Raw genomic sequence first — 18356 nt, forward strand, 5'->3', positions numbered from 1 at the left:
CGACGCATGCTGCGATGCCTGGAACCGCGCCACCAAAGATCAAGCCCGCATCCGGTCCCTCTGCAACTATCCCTACATCAAAGCGGTCAGTTCATGAGCTGGTCGGTATCAGATGGTGAGACGGGAGGCTATGTCGGCTTCGAGTGGATCGGCAAGGAAGATTACCTCAACGAGGCAAATGCGAAGGGCCAGCGCTCCCGCGGCGCCCACGCGACGGCGGCTGACGCTGTCGTGCGTTTTGAGCAGGACGGGTGCACCGAGACACTGCTGATTGAGTGGAAGTACACCGAGAGCTACGGGGCTGGTCTCGCCACATCGGCCACCTCGACGGAGACGCGTCTCAACCGTTACGAGAAAATCGTTTTCGCACCAAAGGGCCCCATCCGCGCGGATCTCGGGCTGGCGCTGGAGGACTTCTTCTACGAGCCGTTCTACCAGCTTCTGCGCCAGCAGATGCTCGCGCACCAGATGCAGATGCGCCGCGAGGACGGCGCCGAGCGCGTCCGCGTTCTCCACATCGCGCCGCTCGCCAATCGGAAGCTGCGGCGGGTCACATCGCCGGCCATCCGCCAGAAGATCGGCGGCGATAATGCCTTCTCCGTGTTTCGATCGCTGCTGGCGAACCCGGACGACTTCATCTCCGCGGCGACGGAAAGCCTGTTCTCCCCACTTCTACAGGAGCCCGGTGAAGCCGCCGAATGGGCCGATTACCTGACGTCCCGCTACGCATTCCTCGCCGCGGACATGCGCATGAACATTGATTTCCCCGCGGGGCCTTCCGGTCGGTGCTCGACGATGACCATCTGGAGGAGCGGGGGGGGGGATACTCCGCCCAATAACGCTATAACCCTATTCTTCCAGCGATCTTGGCCATCAGCACGCCGGTCTGTCGATACACCGACAGATACACCAAACGATACACCGAGCCCAGCCCATCGCGCGACCGAGAATTTAAAACTCCGGAAATTATTTCCTGGGTTACGATCATGCGTCGCATCGAGAGGCGCGGCGCACAAGATAGGGGGGGAGCGAGCGAAAAGCTCTAACGCTGGGTCTTTACGCCCGTCCGCTGGCCCGCCGTAGTCCGAACGACAGCTTGCAGGATGACCCGGCACGGCTCGAGCTGCATCCGCGGAGTAACCCCATCGCGGCTTTCAAATTTATTTCAGGCCGTAGGGGGTACTGTCCATATGGGTAGCATTCTAGGGTTCGGATATGTCGGGATCTCGATGACGCTCCTGCCCCAACGCTGAACGGAAGGGGCGCGACGTTCCACGCCAGATCCCACTTCCGCAGGCCCAGATTGGCCATCACGGCGCCCATACTCCCCGTGGGCTCGTCAAGCGCATCTCGCCGCAATCGAAGATCGGGGTCACACCGTCGGGTCGGATAAGCCGATCAGAGGACTATCGGCGGCTGTGGAAAGATTGGCTACACGTGGTAGTATAAGCTGGTCTCGTATTTGGGAGGGCGTAATGCAGGCCAAAGACGTTATGACAGATGAGGTCATAACTGCCCGCCCCGGTGCGACCGTGTCCGAGATCGCCGAGTTGCTTTTGAAGCATCGCATTAGCGCGGTCCCGATACTGGATGAAGCCGATCGGGTCGTCGGGATCGTCAGTGAGGGCGATCTCGTGCTTCGCATAGACGATGCTGCTGATCATGGATCGTGGTGGCTCCGATTATTCGCGGGTCCAGGATCGCCAGCCGCATACGTCAAGCGGCACGGTCGTCGCGCGGAAGATGTCATGACACGAAATGTGATCTCGGTCGCGCCGGAAACGCCGTTGGGTGAAATCGCTCATTTGCTGGAGCGCAGACGCATCAAGCGGGTGCCCGTTATTGATCAAGGAGGGCGATTGGTAGGGATCATAAGCCGATCCAATCTTTTGCAAGGCCTCGCGATCACCAAACCGTTGCCAGACACCAAACCCAGCGATGAAGCCTTGCGCAAGCAGGTTTCCGAGGCTTTGAAGGTAGCACCCGGGTTTGTCTCGACTGGAGTGAACGCGACAGTCACGGACGGGCTCGTCGATCTCTGGGGGATCGTCTGGACAGATGATGAAGAGCGCGCTGCCCGTCTTGCGGCGGAAAACGTCGAGGGCGTGCGTGGAGTTACGTCCCATCTCGGTCGGATGTCACCTTACCTTGGGACAGAGTGATCTCGTGCTTCCATGTCGCCTTTGCGGGCCGGCATCAGGCATCCTTCTCGGCGTCGGGGCTTGCCATCTTTTAGATCTTTCTCCGCATGCTGCCCGTTCCGTCCACATCTGATAAGGCTAAGTTAGCGCCCCAACTTTGTCACGATTCCGAATGCAAATTCCTGACGAAGGCCAAGATAGAGGGGAAATTCGATGCGCCAGAAAATATCTCTCGATAAAGAAAGAGAAATTGGCGCTCGCTTACGCGGCTATAGAAACTATCGCGGATTGTCACAAAGCGATTTGGGCAACCATTTGGGAGTTACATTTCAGCAAATCCAGAAGTACGAGAAAGGCGTCAACCGGATTTCTGGCAATCGCATCTTGGAAATTGCGAAACTTCTGCAAATCCCAGTCGCTACCTTACTCGGCGACGAGGGTACTGATGATCGTCTCAGTGCTATTTCACCCGAAACATTGGGTTTGATCCGGCGCCTGGAAGCGATGCCAGAATTGTCGCGGCGATCATCAATCATGGCGATTGATCGCATCATAGATGCCATCGAGAGCGCGAACCCGGAACGGGACCTGGCATAATCCTCGAACGCCCGTGCATCTGGTTGCGATTGCTACCGGCTTCCTTGTTTTGGTCATCCCCACCGAGCGGTCCGGACGATCCTGATGAACACAAAAAGCCCGGCCGCTCCAATAGTCTAATGAACGACCGGGCCCCTCTCACGCACTCACGATGCGCGCCTGCTATGCTATCGTTAGGTGATGGATGCAGCAATGCGAGCGCATTCTCTCCGCCAGGTGGGGCGAGCCCCGATACGAGCATCGGGGCTCCGTGGAGGGTTAGACACCCATCAAACGGTAACCAGTTGCCGACTGATCGCATTCAGAAACAAAGACTGTACGCTGCGCAGGCGGATCCGGGCTTTGTTGAAACGAACTGGGGGGTAGAGTCCCAGGCGCCCACCCGGATCCGCACAGGCGTGATCGCGTCGCTTCAGCCACGCCGCCACACTGTTCATAAGGTTTGAGACTTTTCTGCGCCCGCCCCGCTCCGAGTGCATGGCGACTTCTGGCGCCCCTGCCGGCCTCGCGCAGTCGCCGGAGCCAAGCCGTCCTAGCCTTGACCGCGAGGTTGCCAAGGTTCGCCGCCTCGAGCTTTCGTCGCCGCTGCGGCCTTCGGAACGTGATGCGCTATTCGTCATGTCGGCCGACGGTGGCCCATGCTCAACCGCGAATAGACGTGAGATAGTCCTTGGTGCGCGTGGTCTGAAGACCCGCCATCCCAAACTGATGCTCGAGCCTCTCCCAAGCGAGGAACTCCGCTCGCGAGATGCGATACCTTTCACACGCTATCTCGGTAGTTAGATCCCCCCGGGCCACAGCATCAATGACTTGCGCCTTTCGACGAGGCGTCCATCTTTTAACGTCCGTTGAAGGCAAGTCCTCACGCATGGCAGGTCACCTTGGATAAGATCAAGGTCTCACAAATTATAATTGAATGCGGCTGTATTTTGACGTTGGCAATTCCTCTTCAAAGCACTATGCCAAGCATAACAATGTATCTCGTTCGGTCGGCGTACTCACTAGTCCCGCCACCAGCCTCGCGCGCGATCGCAACCACCAACCGGGAAGGCCTCGTGCTGGCCGCCAAGTCCTTCGAGGGCAATCCGTATGATGGCCACACGCTCGCAGCAACCGTCGACCTGCCGTCGCGACGGGGCCTGGAAATGATTTCTATAATCCGGTCCACAACGGACGAAGGTTGGCCACGGCCTCCCGATACCGTTGCCCAGGACGCGGAGCGGCTTTCGAAGTAGCGCCCCGGCTTCGATTCGAGCGCAGGATCAAATCTGTACAAAAACCTCATTCAGCAGGACGGCGCAAATTCCTCGATAACGCTACAGCGCCAACTTGTAGCCGATGTGGCTCCCTACGAAGCCTATTCTTTCGTAAAATCGGTGGGCGTCAGGACGCTCCTTATCGGTGGTAAGCTGGACGAGACTGCATCCTCTGGTCCTGCACTGGGTTATCGCCCACTCGAACATTCGTTGCCCAAGTCCCGATCCACGGTGCGCGGTCGCAATCCTGACGCCCTCGATCTGACCGCGCCAAGCACCGCCGTGAGCGAGGCCTGGGATGAAGGTAAGCTGAAGTGTTCCAACCACTTCCCCATTCATGGTTGCGACCACCTGCACCTGGTTGGGATCGGCATCGATTTCCTGGAGAGCTCTGACATAATTGGGGTTCAGTGGAGAACTGGCGTCCTCCCGTTTCTGTCCAAAAATATCATCGGCAAGAAGGGCGATGATGGCAGGGAGATCGCCAGCTTGGGCAGGGCGGAACGTCACTTCAGACATTGAGGAGGGGCTCGCCTACGTTGTCGCCGACCGCTTACCTCTTATCAGATATTATTTCTGATTGCCGGATCGGGCCGAAGGAGACCAGCAGCTCCCGAGTAAACGCGAAAGGAAAGCCGCCGATCGGTTCTCGACCCCAAATCTGCCAGACAACTTGTGAGCGCATCAAGCTTGAAAGCCGACGATCCCCCGTCACCAGCCGTAGGTAAAGGTCGCGCCGCTGTTGCCGTTGCCGGATTGGACGACGGCGTCGCGCGCCCCGCATCCAAATTGGAAGAGACCGTAGGCGTTGCCGTCGCCGTTCTGCTCCAGCGTGCCGGAATGGCCGTTCCCGCGCTGCTGGACGAGACCGACATTGCCCCGTCCGCGCTGGGCGAGGCCGGCGTTGTTGCCTTGGCCCTTCTGCCGGATCGAGCCGTCCTTGAGGCCGTTGTAGAGAGAATAGATCCGTAGCCCCGCTTCGACGGCCCCGGTCGTCTGCCGGTCAACCGGGGCGAAGGTCCAGGACACTTGGCCGCCAGCGGCCGCGGGCGTGGCGAAGGTCGCCGGGGCGGCGATCGTGATGGCAAGGGCGGCCGCAAAGGCGTTCGCGGAAATGAAGGTCATTGAGATCTCCGTTCCACGGTCTGTTCCGGGACATGCGTGGACTGTAGGAAGGGTCCCCCGCCAGACCGGCCTGGCAAGGCAGGGTATTGTCGATTCGTCAGATCCCGCCGCCGACTCGGTCGGAGCAGGATATCGTCTTGCCATCGACGACGACGGCCAGATCGGCATCGTAGCCGGAGCCGCCAGCGCCGAGCGTCACCCTGCCGAGCTGCTCCGTTCCGCCGGAATCGATGGCGAAGGGCCCGCCCTGTCGGATGTCGGTTCCCTGCCCCGAGATGTGGAATGCATACTCACCGCGCGTCGCCTTCTCGGCATGGACGAGCGCGGTCAGTTCGACCGTTCCACCCCGGCGCGAGACGTCGAGCTCGCACCGGACCAGCGCCTCGCCCGATCGCGTGACCGCTGGGCCGGCGAAGGCGGCGCTGGTGGCGCCGAGGAGAACCAGAGCCGCGGCGAGGCGGTGGCGAGGACGGAGCAACTGCATGGTGGGCCTCATCAATGGGACGGGAGCGGAACGGGTGGGTCGCGCCGTTCGGCGCGGATCAGTCGCAGGCCTGGACGAGGGCCGCGACGTTACCGCTGCCGCCCTGCGCGACGTCGGCCGAGCAGCCGCGTCCAACCTGAACACCGGCCGCTATGTTGCCGTGGCCGTCCTGAGAGAGGATCGTCGTGTGGTTGGAGCCAAACTGACCGATGCCGGCGGAGTTGCGGCTGCCGTTCTGGTAGGTCGCGCCGTAATGCCGACGCCCTTCCTGACCGACAACCGACAAATTGTGCGAACCGCGCTGCTCGCCGACCGAGCGGTTGTACCGGCCGTCCTGTTGGACGCGGATGCGGTTGCGGTAGCCCTGCTGGGACCCGCCGGCGGAGTTCGACCAACCGTACTGGTCGAAGCGCACGTTGTTGGCGGACGCTGGGGTCGCGACCGTCAGGCCGGCGAGAACGACGAGGGCGGAAGCAAGGGGCAAGCGGATCATCTGGGCGTCTCCGACAAGAGCACATCGGCTCGGGATGGAATGACCCGAACTTGAACCCCGACGCCGGAACCCTCGCTGAACGTGTCGTTCACACGGCGTTCAGCGCCTCACGATGACCGGGAGGGCCGAAAGCGAAGGGTGGGCTTCCGGGATCTTAGGCCCATGACTCTGTGCCGGTGGAACCACAGCGGCTGTCCGAAACGTTCATTCTCTTCCATGGAGGAAGAGATCATGTCGAATACCAAAAGCGGGGCGTCCAGCGAGAACAGCGTTTTCGAGGATCCAGAATCGCCTGACGTCAACACGGGTAAAAGGCTGCCGCCAAAGGACGTGGACGAGTCCCTCGGCGAAGCCTTCGAGGAGACGATGGACGAGGAGACCGACTCTCCCAAGGATGATCCGGCAAGGGAGCGCTCACGATGAATGTTGAAACCGAGATCCGGCAAGCCATCATCGACGAGTTAAAGCGCCCACAACAGCGGCTCTCGGCTCAGAGTCCAGGCGACTGACGACCAGGTCACGATCAATGGGCCAGTCAATCTCGACGATCTGGTGATGGTCGTGATGGGGTCGGTCGCCGGCGGCCCATGAGAACGAAATCAGCCCTCCGCCGTTTTTGATCTTCAGAGAAGGGAGGTCGACATGACGAGTGATTCACTGGCAGGCCTCGGCAAGAAGGCGAAGGGTTACACAAAGGAGCTCGTGGCGGAGTTCACCGGCGACGCGCGACTTCAGGAAGAGGGCCGGCGCGAAATTGTCGAAGGTCGGCGAGAGGGTATTGCCTCGACGTCCGACGCTTCGTCCTCTGTCAGCCCCCGTGGCGGCGCCCGTGAAACGCCGGATCAATTACCCCGGGCAGCCGCGATGAGACATCCTTGAATTTCTCCGCCATTTCGGGCGCGCCATCGGCCGAAGGCTCAGCCGCAGCTCTGCGCCATAAGCTGCCAATCACAGCGGTCTTTCCAGAACCGGACCGGCAAAATCCTCTGATTGCAGGTGTGGGCCGATTGCAGACCGCCCGGTTTGGCGACAGAGATTTCGAAAAACCGCCACGTTGTAGCGTCCAGCGATTGTGGGACCGATCCACCACGCCAAAGGCGGGCTTAGCGCGCGGGCTGGTTCGGCGACACCGCGGAGACCAGCGCGAAATGAACGATCATGAGCCCTCGCGCGGTTTCCTGCCCCCCCTGTCTCGGGATGCCTCCGCTTTCCCAGTGCTTCCTCGGGGCTGATTTCACTTGAAGGTTGCGGTATCGTCTAGGTCGGCTTCACCAACCGCGTTGATCTGCCAGCATTATACACAAGGACAAGCCATTAGCTCGATCCGATCCATCGATTTGCGTCTCATTGACGACCTCTTCGACTTTGTCCGGGGACCAGGCTTCGTGCTGGAGTTTTCCGACACCAGCTTCTCGGACTTCTTCGTCTCCGAACTCAAACTCGACATCGACGATCCGAAATATGCGGCAAACGGCGGATCGAAGGGCAAACGCCTGCGCTACTTCCTCCAGGTCTGCGATAATGCTATCGCCGTTCGCGCCTTGGAAGCGCTCTGGGAGCATCGCACAGAGTATCTCGCCCGCTCCGGCGGCAAAGATCCTGTCGCCAATGCGGAGACACGCTACCAAGGCTTGATCAGCCGCCTCTCGGGCGGCGCTGCACCACAGCGCCCATCGGCAAACCCGCAGCCCGAGGCGATCGTCAAGGTCAAGGCCGACCTGCTGCATGTCACGGCGTTGGCGCCGCACGCGCGTGGTTATGCGTTCGAAGAGCAGAAATAATTTCTGACAAAGATTCCGCCTCATCGATCCTCACGTCCGGCAGGATGGGGATAGGACTCTTTGCTTGCCTTGGATCGCCCGCCAAAATGCAACGTTGCTTTACAGAACACTCAGTTGTCGAGCGAAAACCGTGAGGGCGCCTCGTCCATACTACGCAGCCCCTGAATTCGGCGGATTCTTGATCGGATCTCGGCGAGGAAGGTGTTTGCCAGCATCGACAGCTTTTCTCCCTTCGGCGTTACAAGCCAGGATGTCATCCTGATATGCTGACGCAGTGAGCAGAAGGCCAGCCGATCATCCCTCGCGCCTGCCGAAGCAAGAGATGGGACAATCGACACGCCATAACCCTCCGCGACCATTGCGCATGCAGCATCCGCCATCTGCACTTCGGCCACCGGCCGCATGCGCGCTCCCGCTCCCTGGAACGCCGCTTCGATGATGGGGAAAGAGAGATCTTCACGCCCGAGCGCGACCAATTGTTCGCCGTCCAGTTCCCGTATGTCGATCATCTCGGCCTTTGAGAGCCGATGGCCGGCGGGCACTACGCAGACCAGTTCGATTGCCTCAAATTCGCGGGTCTCAAGTGCCGGCGACGTCGCCGGTAGCAGGCTGATTCCGAAATCAGCTTTTCCGGTAACCATTGAATCTTCGATGCTTCGTGATGTGCGGGTAAAGAGTTGCAGCCGCAGTTCGGGGCTGCGCTTGAGGAGTGCGGCAGCCGCCTGTGGCGCGATGTGCATACCGAGCCCCGGAAAGGTGACAGCCGAGACCTCGCCGCGCTCGAGATTGCGGATCGATTCCGCAAGGCGGGTGATGCGCATCAGCCCAGCCTCGATCGCCTCGGTCTCGGCGAATAGTTGCCTGGCCTCAACTGTCGGCTTCAGGCGCCCCTGCCCGCGATGGAAAAGCGAAAAGCCACAGGTCTCCTCGAAACCTTTGAGGAGCTTGGTGACCGCGGGCTGAGTCACGAACAGGCGTTCGGCCGCCTCGGTGACCGAGCCTGCCTTCATCACGGCATTGAAAGCCGACAACTGACGCATGTTGGGTTGCGGCATTCTGACAACCTTATAACCCGATGGAATGGATTCATCCTATAATTTCATTTGCATGGAATGGGAAATGATCAAACGATGAGCCTGCTTATAAATTGGGATCGGCAGGGGAAATCATGAAAAAGCACCTCACCATGCTCGCGGCTGCGAGTTCGCTCCTCGCGGCGGTCAGCGCGCAGGCTCAAACCAAAACGCTGACTGTCGGCGGCTACGGCGGCTCCTTCGAGACTCTGATGAAAGATCTCATCATACCCGAGTTCGAGAAGACCCACGACGTCACCATTCAGTTCGTCGCCGGCAACTCTACCGAGAACCTCGCTCGGCTTCAGGCTCAGAAGGGCAACCAGGAGCTCGACGTCGTGATCCTCGACGATGGCCCGATGTACCAGGCCGACGCTCTGGAATTCTGTGCGCCCCTAGACGAAGCGACCAGAACCGATGCGGATGTTTACGACCTTGCGCAGATCGGGCCGAACTCAATCGGTATCGGCTTCGTGGCAACCGGCTTCACTTACAACGCCGAATGGTTCGAGGAGAAAGGCTGGGAACCGCCGAAGAGCTGGAAGGACCTCACGGATCCGAAGTTCGAGCAGATCCTGTCGATACCGCCGATCTCCAACACCTACGGTCTGCACACGTTGGTGATGATGGCGCGGCTGAACGGCGGCGGCGAGAGCGATATCGACCCCGGATTCACGGCGATGGCCGACGACGTTGCGCCCAATGTCCTCGTCTTCGAGCCGTCTTCCGGCAAGATGTCCGAGCTGTTTCAATCGAAGGAGATCGCCCTTTCGATCTGGGGCTCGGGCCGGACGAAGTCGCTCGCCGACACCGGCTTCCCCGCGAAGTTCGCCTACCCCGAGGAGGGCGCGGTTGCGCTGATGCTCGCAGCCTGCCCGGTGGTCGACAGCGACGCGCCGCAGGCGGCGCAGGATTTCATCAAGTACCTTCTCGATCCTGAAATCCAGGTCAAGCTGGGTGATGCGATGGGTTCGGGGCCGGTCAACAAGAAGACCGAGTTGCCGAAGGAACTTGCCGAGACGCTGCCTTACGGCCCGGAGAAGATCGCCCAGCTCGTGACTGTCGACTGGGACACGATCAACCCGAACCGCCAGGAATGGACCCAGCGCTGGGCGCGCGAAGTCGAGCGCTGACCGACACGGGCCTCTCCATCGCAGAAGGCGGGAATGTCTCGCCTTCTGCGACGATCTCCTGCGGGCTGAGCAAACGCAAATGGCAATTCTGGAACTACACGATCTGACAAAGCGCTTCGGCGAGACTGCGGCCGTCGATCGTTTCACGCTGGCAGTGGAAAAAGGCGAGTTCGTCTCGCTGCTCGGGCCGTCTGGCTGCGGCAAGACCACCACGCTTCAGATGATCGCCGGCTTCGAGACGCCGACGAGCGGCTCGATCTCACTCAACGGCCGCGATCTGTCCAGGGTGCCCGCGCGCGAACGCGGTCTCGGCATCGTCTTTCAGACCTATGCGCTCTTCCCGCATATGACGGTCGAGGAAAACGTCGGTTTCGGCCTGGAAATGCGCAAGGTTCCGGCCGACGAACGCAAGCGGCGCATCGCCCAGACCCTCGATCTCGTGCACCTTACGCACCTGTCGACGCGCTATCCGCGACAGATGTCGGGCGGCCAGCGCCAGCGGGTTGCGCTTGCCCGCGCGCTGGTCATCGAACCCGAGCTGCTGTTGCTCGACGAGCCGCTCTCCAATCTCGACGCCAAGCTGCGGGAGGAGATGCAACTCGAGCTCAGGCGCATCCAGCAGGAAGCCGGCGTCACCACACTGCTCGTCACGCACGACCAGTCCGAGGCGATGGCGCTGAGCGATCGCATCGCAGTCATGCAGGGGGGCCGCCTGATTCAGGAGGCAACACCCTTCGACGCATATGACCAGCCGAAGAATGCCTTCGTGTCGAGCTTTCTCGGCAAGAGCAATGCGATCAACGCCCATCTCGAAACTGCCGGCAGCGAGGGAACGATCCTTCGCTGCGGGGAGATCCGCCTCAACGGACCCGGCTGCCCCGAGCAGCCGGGGCCCGTTCTGATCTCGCTACGGCCGGAGCGGATCGAATTCTGCAATGAGGGGGATGCGCTGGTCCGCGGGCGCGTCAGCGAGCGCATCTTCCTCGGCGATCAGTGGCTGCTCAAGGTCGAAACCGGGCTTGGCGAGCTTCTTGTCGTGCGCCGCAACAGCGGTCGGCGCGAACCGGAACTCGGTGAGGCGGTGGGACTCACCTGGCAAGCCGAACACCTGCGCATTCTTGGTGCGGAGGCAGTGGCATGACGAGCGACCGCGCCCGTCCGTGGCTGTTGAGCGCACCGGCCCTCGTACTCTTCCTCGTCATGCTGGTGACGCCGCTCGTCATGACGGCGATGCTGTCCTTCAACAGCTTCGACTTCTACGGCGGCATTCAACCGACATTCGGCCTCCATAACTACGCGGACGTTCTCAGCGACTCCTATTTTTACGAGATCTTCCTGCGAACCTTTCTGATTGCCTTGGCAACGACCGTTATTTGCGCCGTGATCGGCACGCCGCAGGCCTATTTCCTGCTGCGAATGCATCCCTTTTGGCGGTCGGTGATGATCCTCGTGGTGCTCGGACCACTGCTCATTTCTGTCGTGGTGCGCACGCTGGGCTGGGCGATACTTCTGGGCAACAACGGCGTCATCAACGAGGCCTTGCGCGCCCTGCATCTCATCGATCAGCCGGTGAAGATGATGTACACCTCCGGCGGCATCGTGATTGCCCTCGCTCATGTCATGGCGCCCTTCATGATCCTCGCGGTCTGGGCGGCGCTCCAGCGTCAGGACCCGGCAACGGAAAAGGCGGCCGAGTCTCTTGGGGCAAAGCCCGCAATGGTGTTTCGCCGGATCGTCCTGCCCCAGGCGATGCCCGGTATCCTTTCGGGATCGCTGATTGTCTTCTCGCTGTCAGCCAGCGCTTTCGCCACCCCCGCCATTCTGGGCGGACGACGCGTGAAGGTCGTCTCGACCACCGTCTATGACGAGTTCCTGAACACCTTGAACTGGCCGCTTGGCGCGGCGATCGCGATGATCCTCCTCATCTCGGTCCTGACGATCATGCTTGCCTGGAACCGGTTGGTGGAGAAGCGTTTCGCGGGGGTGTTCGAATGAGAGGAAACAGCCTCTTCGCCAAGCTTTTCAGCGTCGTCTTCGCGGCCTTCATGCTGGCGCCGCTGTTGGTCGTCATCGGCGTCTCGTTCACTCCCGAGGGCTTTCTCGAATTCCCACCCTCAGGCTTTTCCTTGCGCTGGTACCGAGCCATTCTGGACAATCCCGACTTCATCCAGGCGGCGATCATCAGTCTGCAACTCGGCGTTGCTTCGGCGACGATCGCCACCGTGCTCTGCGTTCCGGCAGCACTCGCCATCGGATCGGGACGGTTCCGGGGCCGCGAGGCACTCCAGGCGCTTTTCCTCTCGCCGCTGACGGTGCCGACGGTCGTGCTCGGCATCGCATTTCTGCGGTTCCTGTCGAGCGCTGGCCTAAACGGGACCTTTTGGGGGCTCACGCTCTGCCACGTCATCATCATCGTGCCGTTCGTGCTGCGCCTTGTGCTGGCTTCGGTGATCGGTCTCGACCCTTCGCTGCCACGAGCCGCGACCTCGCTCGGCGCAAGCTCATGGACGGTATTCCGGCGGATAACCCTGCCGGCGATCATCCCCGGCGTTGTCGGCGGTTGGATGCTCGCTTTCATCACCAGCTTCGACGAACTCACTGTCACCGTCTTCATCGTCAACCCGGCGACAACGACACTGCCCGTCAAACTCTTTTCTCACATCACCCAGACCACCGACCCGTTGGTCGCATCGGTCTCCACGGTCGCCATCCTGTTCACGGTCGCCCTGATGCTGATCGTCGACCGGCTCTACGGGCTCGACCGTCTGCTCATTGGAGAAGGATCCCGCTGATGCTCAGCGACGCGATCGTCATCGGCGGCGGCCTCGTCGGCGCCGCAACCGCCTATGGCCTGACCAGACAAGGTCTGTCCGTCACCGTTCTCGATGAAGGCGACGTCGCCTTCCGCGCTTCCCGAGGGAACTTCGGCCTCGTCTGGGTGCAGTCGAAGGGTGACGGACAGCCCGACTATGCCATCTGGACCCGCAAGAGCGCGGATCTGTGGCCGGGCCTCGATGCCATGCTGAAGGAAGAGACCGGCGTCTCGACCTTCTACGCCAAACCTGGCGGGGTGCATTTCTGCCTGTCCGAGGCCGAGATGGAGAGTCGCCGGGCTCTGCTCTCCCGTCTCCACAACGTCCACGGCGCCGCGCATTATGGCGCGCGGATCGTCGACCGCAAGGAGCTCGACGCGATGCTTCCGGGCCTCGGCCCGGAGGTCGTCGGCGGGACCTATTGTGAGCATGACGGTCATGCCAGCCCGCTCTACCTGTTGCGCGCGCTACACGATGGGCTGAAACGCCGCGGTGGAACGATCGTGGCCGATGCGCGGGCGACCGGCATCAGCCGCGATGGCGACGCCTATGCCGTGACCACCCGTGCCGGCACCTTCCGCGCCGGGCGCGTTGTGCTCGCCGCTGGCCTCGGCAACAGGCCGCTGGGAAAGATGGTGGGGCTCGACCTGAAGATCGCCCCACTGAAGGGTCAGATTCTCGTCACCGAGCGCACCCGGCCGCGCCTTCCCATGCCGACACACGTCGTGCGGCAGACCGGCGAGGGCTCGATCATGATCGGCGACAGCCACGAAGATGTTGGCTTCGACGTCTCCTCCTCGAGCGACGTCATGGCAACGCTCGCCTCGCGCGCGATACGGATGTTCCCCTTTCTCAAGGACCTCAGGGTCGTGCGTGCCTGGGCGGCACTCAGGATCATGAGCCCGGACGGGTTTCCAATCTACCAGCAGTCCGAGACCCATCCCGGCGTCTTCTCGGTCAACTGCCATTCCGGCGTGACGCTCGCCGGTTCCCACGCGCTCGCTCTCGCACCGATGATCGCCAAGGGCGAACTTGGCAATGAGCTGGCCGCATTCACCGCAAGGAGGTTCGATGTCCCAGCGAATTGACGGGAGCGGCGAGACGGTCCGCTTCACTTTCGACGGCAGGGACATCTCGGCCCGCGCCGGCGAGACGATCGCCGCGGCGCTGATCGCCGATGGCGAAACGACGACACGCCAGTCGGTCGTCACCGGGGCGCCGCGCGGCCCCTTCTGTATGATGGGTGTCTGCTTCGAATGCCTGGTCGAGGTGGACGGTGTGCCAAACCGGCAGGCCTGCATGATCGAAGTGCGGCCTGGAATGGCCGTTTGCCGCCAGAAGGCGGAAGAGGTGGTGGCATGAAGAGTTACGACGTGGTCATCGTCGGCGCCGGACCAGCGGGCATGGCGGCGGCGGCAGAGGCGAGTCGGGCGGGACTCTCGACCCTGGTCCTGGACGAGCAGACGCGCCCCGGTGGCCAGATCTATCGCGACGTCGAAGCGTCGAACCCCGTGCGCCGGAGGATCCTCGGACCAGACTACGACATCGGTCTCGGGCTTGCCGCCGCTTTGCGCGCGTCGAATGCCGAGTACGTGCCCGGCGCCGTCGTCTGGAACATCGACGGCGACAAGCGTATCGACTACTCGGCCGGCGGCAGCTCGCACAGCGTCTCGGCCGACAGTCTCATTGTCGCGACAGGAGCCCTTGAGCGGCCGACGCCGATGCCAGGCTGGACATTGCCCGGCGTCACGAGCGTCGGCGCCGTGCAGATTCTGCTCAAGTCGTCGGGCATCGTGATGGAAGACCTCGTCCTGGTCGGCTCCGGCCCGCTGCTCTGGTTGGCAGCCACGCAGCTTATCGCTGCCGGCACCCCGCCGACGGCCATCGCCGAAACCGTGCCGAGGAGCCGCTACGTCCAGGCCGCGAAGCAGATCGGCAAGGCTTTGCCGGGCTGGCGCTATCTCGCCAAAGGCTTTTCGATGATGCGGGCCGTCAAGAAGGCCGGCGTGCCGATCTACCGCGACGCCACGGACATCGTCATTGAGGGGAACACCGCGGCAGCAGCCGTGACCTTCACGAGCGGCGGCAGAAGACACCGGATCGAAACCGGCCATGTCGCCCTCCATCAAGGGGTTGTGCCAAACCAGCAGATGACCCGGCTGCTCAATTGCGAGCATTGCTTCGACGCCAGCCAGCGCGCTTTCCTGCCGGTCCTCGACGAAGATTTCGAGACGAGTGTCGCGAACGTCTTCGTTGCCGGCGACGGCGCTGGCATCGGCGGCGCAAAGTCGGCGGCAATGCGTGGCCGGCTTGTCTCCATGCGGATCATCGAGAAGTCCGGCAAGCCTGTCCCGGAAGGTCGCGAAAAGCTGCGTGCCGGACTGCGCCAGGACGCCGCCGTGCGGCCCCTTCTTGAAGCGCTCTACGAACCATCCAAGGACGTGCTTGTGCCGCAGGATACGACGCTGGTCTGCCGCTGCGAGGAGATCACTGCGGGTCAGATCCGGGAGGCGGTGGCACTGGGCGCGCCGGGGCCAAACCAGATCAAGTCGTTCCTGCGATCCGGCATGGGTCCTTGCCAGGGACGAATGTGCGGTCTGGCTGTCACCGAGATCATAGCTGCCGCGCGAGGCGAGGAACCATCGACGGTTGACTATTATCGCATCCGTCCACCGCTGAAGCCGCTGCTGCTGTCGGAACTGGCCGGGCTGGATTACGGGGCGCCCCGCGAGGCGGCCGAATAGCACAAGGTCGTTTGCACGATGCGGAGCGGCGATCGCGCTTCTGTCGCTTGTTCGACCATGGTTCTTGCAGAAAGCCGGTTCTTGGCTTTCCCGACCATGTCCTCACCCGAAAGGCGTTGTTCATGACCAACCGGACGGCGGATCTCCTCGTGATCGGTGGTGGCATCCATGGCTGTTCGGCGGCGCTCCACGCCGCCATGCGCGGTCTCGACGTTGTGGTCATCGAGAAGGACACGGTGGCGCGCCACGCCTCGGGCGTGAATGCCGGCGGCGTGCGCCGGCTTGGCCGCCATTACGCCGAAGTCCCGATCTCCCAGCGTTCGATGGAGATCTGGCACCGGATCGGTGATCTCGTCGACGACGATTGCGGGTTCCAGAAAGCCCCGCAGATCAAGGTCGCCGAGACCGAGGCGGAACTCGAGACGCTGGCTTCCCGCGCGGCTGACCTGCGAACAATGGGTTTCGAGCACGAGGTCATCCTTGACCGGACGTGTCTGCGCGAAGAACTACCGGCGGTGGCCGCGCACTGCGTCGGCGGGCTCGCGAGCCTGGACGATGGCTTCGCCCTGCCCTACCAAACGACCTTCGCCTTCCAGCGCAAGGCGCAATCGCTTGGCGTCCGCTTCGAGGAAAACTGCCGCGTCCAAAGGGTGGAGCGGGTTGGGTCCGATTTCAGGGCGAGCACCAATCGCGACGACTTCACGGCCCGGCGGCTTCTCAACTGCGCCGGAGCATGGGCTGGTGAGATCGCCCGCCAGTTCGGCGAGCCAGTGCCGGTCGAAGCGATCGCTCCGATGATGCTCGTCACCCAGCGCATGCCGCATTTCTGCGACGCGGTGGTAGGCGGCACCGGCCGGCCGCTTTCCTTCAAGCAGATGGCCAACGGAACCGTCGTCATCGGGGGCGGCAGGCGCGGCCGGGCCAAGCCCGAGACCAACGTTTCCGAGATGGTTTTCGGCGAGCTTCAGCAGACCGCCGAGACAGCAATCGCGATCTTCCCGATCATGCGGGACGCCACGATCGTGCGATCCTGGGCTGGCATAGAAGGGCGCATGCCCGACGACATCCCGGTGATTTCGCTCTCGTCGACTGAGGAGGGCGCTTATCACGCCTTCGGCTTTTCGGCCCATGGCTTCCAGATGGGGCCGGCTGTCGGCGAGATCATGGCCGAACTGGTCGCCAGTGGCCGGACCAACGCGCCGATCGCGCCGTTTTCGATCACCCGCTTCGCCCCGGGGGCAAAAGCCTTCGGATCAACTCTCACGCAAGACCAAGGAACATCCGCGTGATCACCCGCCACATCCAGACGAAAATCAATCACCGCGTCGTCGAGCATAACGGCGTCCTCTACTTCGGCGGCCTCGTCGCCGACGACAAGTCGAAGGATATGAAGGGCCAGACTGCCGAGATCTGCGCCAAGATCGACGACCTCCTGGCTCAGGCCGGCTCCTCGAAGGAGAAGCTCCTGACGGCAATGCTCTACATCTCTGACTTCTCGCAGAAGGACGGCATGAACGAAGCTTGGCTGGAGTGGATCCCGGCCGAGCACCTGCCGACCCGGGCAACGATCGGTGTTGCCGAGCTTGGCAAAGACGTCCTGATCGAGGTCGTCGTATCGGCTGCAAAATAAGCGCTTGCGCCTCGGCTCTCAGGAGTCGAGGCGCTTTCTTGTTTTCGCCCATGGGACCGTTGGCGTCGCGAGGAGGCGTGTGGCGAGAGCTCTCGCAGTTCGACAGTACCTCCTGCCGTTTGCTCGATCCCCTGTCTCGGCACTGGGACCGTGCCCATCGAGCCGCCCTCGACCTGTGCCGGAAATGATTTCCACGCTTCCGGCGACGACCAGCGTCGGACCGCCTTTGGGTCGGGACAATCGTTGCATCGGCAAACGGCGTTTGAGGAAGTCATAGGGGCGTTTGGCCCCTTCGGCACCGATGGCAGTCGGATCACCATCTGTTTCAGCCTGCCTCGATCCACGGTCGACGACATGGCAGTGGCTCTTCACCGACTGACCGGGCAATCTCTTCAACCCCGATGCCCCAGCGATCTCAGGACATCGAACCCGGTTCGGGCTGCCGACGCAGATGCGGCTTCGACTGGAAGGTCCAGCCATCCTCGTAGCGATCGGTCAGATCACTGACGCGGCGTTCGGCGCCGTCACGGTCGAAGCCAAGCTTCACCAGCCGTCGGACGATCCCGTGGTGGAAGTCGACAAGCTTTGTCTGGTTGTCCTTCGCGATGAGGTCGGTAATGAGCCAGTGAAGCGCAACGCGCGCTGCGTCGTCGCGCGACGGGATCCGCTTGCGCTTCTGATCGGCGCGATAGGCCCGTTGGTACTCGGCCTGCCGCTGAAGCCGGAGAGCGCGCTTCGTGGGCGCTGCGGTCTCGGTTCCGGTGCGCGGGGACTTCTTCGGTGATGTCGACGTCGTATCGGTCATGGGGAACTCGATGAGAGGGGAACGGTAAAGGGAGCTGGGTCCCGCCGCGGCATGAATCCGATGGGTGCCGAAGCCAGCTTCGCCTTTGTCGGCAACACTGACCACAATGTTCCCTACATGCTGAAAAACAGCGATCTCTTCGAGGCGCTGCCGCCGCAGTTCCACGATAGTGAACCGCCCCGGGTTTCCCGGAGACCTCATTTCCTGAGAGAATGGGGTCATCATGACAAAATCGACATCGAAGAGATATTCGCCGGAGGTCCGTGAGCGGGCTGTCCGGA

22 protein-coding genes are annotated in these 18356 nt (G+C 62.0%); 15 read left to right on the forward strand and 7 right to left on the reverse strand.

All coding sequences use genetic code 11. The features are described from left to right. Positions 1–93: 93 nt before the first annotated feature. The 3 genes from VQ042_RS21350 (at position 94) to VQ042_RS21360 (ending at position 2738) form a co-directional block, all read left to right on the forward strand. Positions 94–1083 (forward strand): PGN_0703 family putative restriction endonuclease, encoded by a 990-nt coding sequence (locus tag VQ042_RS21350; protein WP_331822322.1) that lies wholly within the window; start codon positions 94–96, stop codon positions 1081–1083. A 392-nt stretch (positions 1084–1475) separates the two neighbouring features. Continuing rightward, the gene (locus VQ042_RS21355) at positions 1476–2162 is read left to right on the forward strand and encodes a CBS domain-containing protein (RefSeq protein WP_331822323.1); all 687 of its coding nucleotides are present in this window, start codon (positions 1476–1478) and stop codon (positions 2160–2162) included. Between the two features lie 192 nt (positions 2163–2354). Then, positions 2355–2738 carry a helix-turn-helix domain-containing protein gene (locus VQ042_RS21360; RefSeq protein WP_331822324.1) on the forward strand — a complete coding sequence of 128 codons (384 nt, stop codon included), beginning with the start codon at positions 2355–2357 and terminating at the stop codon, positions 2736–2738. 642 nt (positions 2739–3380) lie between these two features. Here VQ042_RS21360 and VQ042_RS21365 read toward each other — a convergent pair. The 5 genes from VQ042_RS21365 to VQ042_RS21385 form a co-directional block, all read right to left on the reverse strand. Then, complete coding sequence (locus VQ042_RS21365; RefSeq protein ID WP_331822325.1) at positions 3381–3608, reverse strand: DUF1153 domain-containing protein; 228 nt, start codon at positions 3606–3608, stop codon at positions 3381–3383. A 446-nt stretch (positions 3609–4054) separates the two neighbouring features. Continuing rightward, positions 4055–4513, reverse strand: coding sequence for a GNAT family N-acetyltransferase (locus tag VQ042_RS21370; protein ID WP_331822326.1), 459 nt, complete (start codon positions 4511–4513; stop codon positions 4055–4057). Between the two features lie 192 nt (positions 4514–4705). Next, entirely contained in the window at positions 4706–5119 is a 414-nt protein-coding gene (locus VQ042_RS21375; protein ID WP_331822327.1) for a curlin, read from the reverse strand. A gap of 97 nt (positions 5120–5216) precedes the next feature. Next, a complete protein-coding gene (gene csgH / locus VQ042_RS21380; RefSeq protein ID WP_331822328.1) occupies positions 5217–5603 on the reverse strand; it encodes a curli-like amyloid fiber formation chaperone CsgH in 387 nt (128 codons plus the stop codon). Positions 5604–5661: 58 nt separating this feature from the next. Beyond that, positions 5662–6096: a curlin gene (locus VQ042_RS21385; RefSeq protein ID WP_331822329.1), complete on the reverse strand. Its 435-nt coding sequence runs from the start codon at positions 6094–6096 to the stop codon at positions 5662–5664. A gap of 231 nt (positions 6097–6327) precedes the next feature. Here VQ042_RS21385 and VQ042_RS21390 point away from each other — a divergent pair, with 231 nt between their 5' ends. The 3 genes from VQ042_RS21390 (at position 6328) to VQ042_RS21400 (ending at position 7877) form a co-directional block, all read left to right on the forward strand. Further along, positions 6328–6519, forward strand: a complete 192-nt coding sequence (locus tag VQ042_RS21390) for a hypothetical protein (RefSeq protein ID WP_331822330.1) — start codon at positions 6328–6330, stop codon at positions 6517–6519. Positions 6520–6738: 219 nt separating this feature from the next. After that, positions 6739–6975, forward strand: a complete 237-nt coding sequence (locus VQ042_RS21395) for a CsbD family protein (protein WP_331822331.1) — start codon at positions 6739–6741, stop codon at positions 6973–6975. Between the two features lie 506 nt (positions 6976–7481). Next, positions 7482–7877, forward strand: coding sequence for a hypothetical protein (locus VQ042_RS21400; protein WP_331822332.1), 396 nt, complete (start codon positions 7482–7484; stop codon positions 7875–7877). Positions 7878–7987: 110 nt separating this feature from the next. Here the strand turns inward: VQ042_RS21400 and VQ042_RS21405 are convergent, their stop codons facing one another. Further along, on the reverse strand, positions 7988–8932 hold the full coding sequence (locus VQ042_RS21405) for a LysR substrate-binding domain-containing protein (RefSeq protein WP_331822333.1): 945 nt from the start codon (positions 8930–8932) through the stop codon (positions 7988–7990). Between the two features lie 113 nt (positions 8933–9045). On the opposite strand from VQ042_RS21405, the gene VQ042_RS21410 reads away from it, so the two are divergent. The 9 genes from VQ042_RS21410 to VQ042_RS21450 all read left to right on the forward strand — a co-directional run bounded on the left by VQ042_RS21410 (position 9046) and on the right by VQ042_RS21450 (position 17270). Then, entirely contained in the window at positions 9046–10083 is a 1038-nt protein-coding gene (locus tag VQ042_RS21410; protein WP_331822334.1) for an ABC transporter substrate-binding protein, read from the forward strand. A 79-nt stretch (positions 10084–10162) separates the two neighbouring features. Further along, a complete protein-coding gene (locus VQ042_RS21415; RefSeq protein ID WP_331822335.1) occupies positions 10163–11224 on the forward strand; it encodes an ABC transporter ATP-binding protein in 1062 nt (353 codons plus the stop codon). Further along, entirely contained in the window at positions 11221–12078 is an 858-nt protein-coding gene (locus VQ042_RS21420) for an ABC transporter permease (protein WP_331822336.1), read from the forward strand. The genes VQ042_RS21415 and VQ042_RS21420 overlap by 4 nt, the downstream gene beginning before the upstream one ends. After that, positions 12075–12875 carry an ABC transporter permease gene (locus tag VQ042_RS21425; protein ID WP_331822337.1) on the forward strand — a complete coding sequence of 267 codons (801 nt, stop codon included), beginning with the start codon at positions 12075–12077 and terminating at the stop codon, positions 12873–12875. Before VQ042_RS21420 ends, VQ042_RS21425 begins: the two co-directional genes overlap by 4 nt. Then, a complete protein-coding gene (locus VQ042_RS21430; protein ID WP_331822338.1) occupies positions 12875–13984 on the forward strand; it encodes an NAD(P)/FAD-dependent oxidoreductase in 1110 nt (369 codons plus the stop codon). The genes VQ042_RS21425 and VQ042_RS21430 overlap by 1 nt, the downstream gene beginning before the upstream one ends. Then, positions 13968–14258: a (2Fe-2S)-binding protein gene (locus tag VQ042_RS21435; RefSeq protein ID WP_331822339.1), complete on the forward strand. Its 291-nt coding sequence runs from the start codon at positions 13968–13970 to the stop codon at positions 14256–14258. The genes VQ042_RS21430 and VQ042_RS21435 overlap by 17 nt, the downstream gene beginning before the upstream one ends. Then, positions 14255–15640 (forward strand): FAD/NAD(P)-dependent oxidoreductase, encoded by a 1386-nt coding sequence (locus tag VQ042_RS21440; protein ID WP_331822340.1) that lies wholly within the window; start codon positions 14255–14257, stop codon positions 15638–15640. Before VQ042_RS21435 ends, VQ042_RS21440 begins: the two co-directional genes overlap by 4 nt. Positions 15641–15762: 122 nt before the next feature. Then, on the forward strand, positions 15763–16929 hold the full coding sequence (locus tag VQ042_RS21445) for an NAD(P)/FAD-dependent oxidoreductase (protein ID WP_331822341.1): 1167 nt from the start codon (positions 15763–15765) through the stop codon (positions 16927–16929). After that, positions 16926–17270: a RidA family protein gene (locus VQ042_RS21450; protein ID WP_331822342.1), complete on the forward strand. Its 345-nt coding sequence runs from the start codon at positions 16926–16928 to the stop codon at positions 17268–17270. Before VQ042_RS21445 ends, VQ042_RS21450 begins: the two co-directional genes overlap by 4 nt. A 415-nt stretch (positions 17271–17685) precedes the next feature. On the opposite strand, the gene VQ042_RS26090 is transcribed toward VQ042_RS21450, so the two are convergent. Beyond that, on the reverse strand, positions 17686–18356 hold a 671-nt coding region (locus tag VQ042_RS26090; RefSeq protein WP_442880164.1), incomplete at its 5' end, for a hypothetical protein.

Source organism: Aurantimonas sp. A2-1-M11 (genome assembly GCF_036549475.1).
Lineage (GTDB): Bacteria > Pseudomonadota > Alphaproteobacteria > Rhizobiales > Rhizobiaceae > Aurantimonas.

Excerpts from the sequence above, each read along its gene's own strand:
- VQ042_RS21350 (WP_331822322.1), top strand. The coding sequence starts at position 94 with ATGAGCTGGTCGGTATCAGATGGTGAGACGGGAGGCTATGTCGGCTTC.
- VQ042_RS21355 (WP_331822323.1), top strand. The coding sequence starts at position 1,476 with ATGCAGGCCAAAGACGTTATGACAGATGAGGTCATAACTGCCCGCCCC.
- VQ042_RS21360 (WP_331822324.1), top strand. The coding sequence starts at position 2,355 with ATGCGCCAGAAAATATCTCTCGATAAAGAAAGAGAAATTGGCGCTCGC.
- VQ042_RS21365 (WP_331822325.1), bottom strand. The coding sequence starts at position 3,608 with ATGCGTGAGGACTTGCCTTCAACGGACGTTAAAAGATGGACGCCTCGT.
- VQ042_RS21370 (WP_331822326.1), bottom strand. The coding sequence starts at position 4,513 with ATGTCTGAAGTGACGTTCCGCCCTGCCCAAGCTGGCGATCTCCCTGCC.
- VQ042_RS21375 (WP_331822327.1), bottom strand. The coding sequence starts at position 5,119 with ATGACCTTCATTTCCGCGAACGCCTTTGCGGCCGCCCTTGCCATCACG.
- csgH (WP_331822328.1), bottom strand. The coding sequence starts at position 5,603 with ATGCAGTTGCTCCGTCCTCGCCACCGCCTCGCCGCGGCTCTGGTTCTC.
- VQ042_RS21385 (WP_331822329.1), bottom strand. The coding sequence starts at position 6,096 with ATGATCCGCTTGCCCCTTGCTTCCGCCCTCGTCGTTCTCGCCGGCCTG.
- VQ042_RS21390 (WP_331822330.1), top strand. The coding sequence starts at position 6,328 with ATGTCGAATACCAAAAGCGGGGCGTCCAGCGAGAACAGCGTTTTCGAG.
- VQ042_RS21395 (WP_331822331.1), top strand. The coding sequence starts at position 6,739 with ATGACGAGTGATTCACTGGCAGGCCTCGGCAAGAAGGCGAAGGGTTAC.
- VQ042_RS21405 (WP_331822333.1), bottom strand. The coding sequence starts at position 8,932 with ATGCCGCAACCCAACATGCGTCAGTTGTCGGCTTTCAATGCCGTGATG.
- VQ042_RS21410 (WP_331822334.1), top strand. The coding sequence starts at position 9,046 with ATGAAAAAGCACCTCACCATGCTCGCGGCTGCGAGTTCGCTCCTCGCG.
- VQ042_RS21415 (WP_331822335.1), top strand. The coding sequence starts at position 10,163 with ATGGCAATTCTGGAACTACACGATCTGACAAAGCGCTTCGGCGAGACT.
- VQ042_RS21420 (WP_331822336.1), top strand. The coding sequence starts at position 11,221 with ATGACGAGCGACCGCGCCCGTCCGTGGCTGTTGAGCGCACCGGCCCTC.
- VQ042_RS21425 (WP_331822337.1), top strand. The coding sequence starts at position 12,075 with ATGAGAGGAAACAGCCTCTTCGCCAAGCTTTTCAGCGTCGTCTTCGCG.
- VQ042_RS21430 (WP_331822338.1), top strand. The coding sequence starts at position 12,875 with ATGCTCAGCGACGCGATCGTCATCGGCGGCGGCCTCGTCGGCGCCGCA.
- VQ042_RS21435 (WP_331822339.1), top strand. The coding sequence starts at position 13,968 with ATGTCCCAGCGAATTGACGGGAGCGGCGAGACGGTCCGCTTCACTTTC.
- VQ042_RS21440 (WP_331822340.1), top strand. The coding sequence starts at position 14,255 with ATGAAGAGTTACGACGTGGTCATCGTCGGCGCCGGACCAGCGGGCATG.
- VQ042_RS21445 (WP_331822341.1), top strand. The coding sequence starts at position 15,763 with ATGACCAACCGGACGGCGGATCTCCTCGTGATCGGTGGTGGCATCCAT.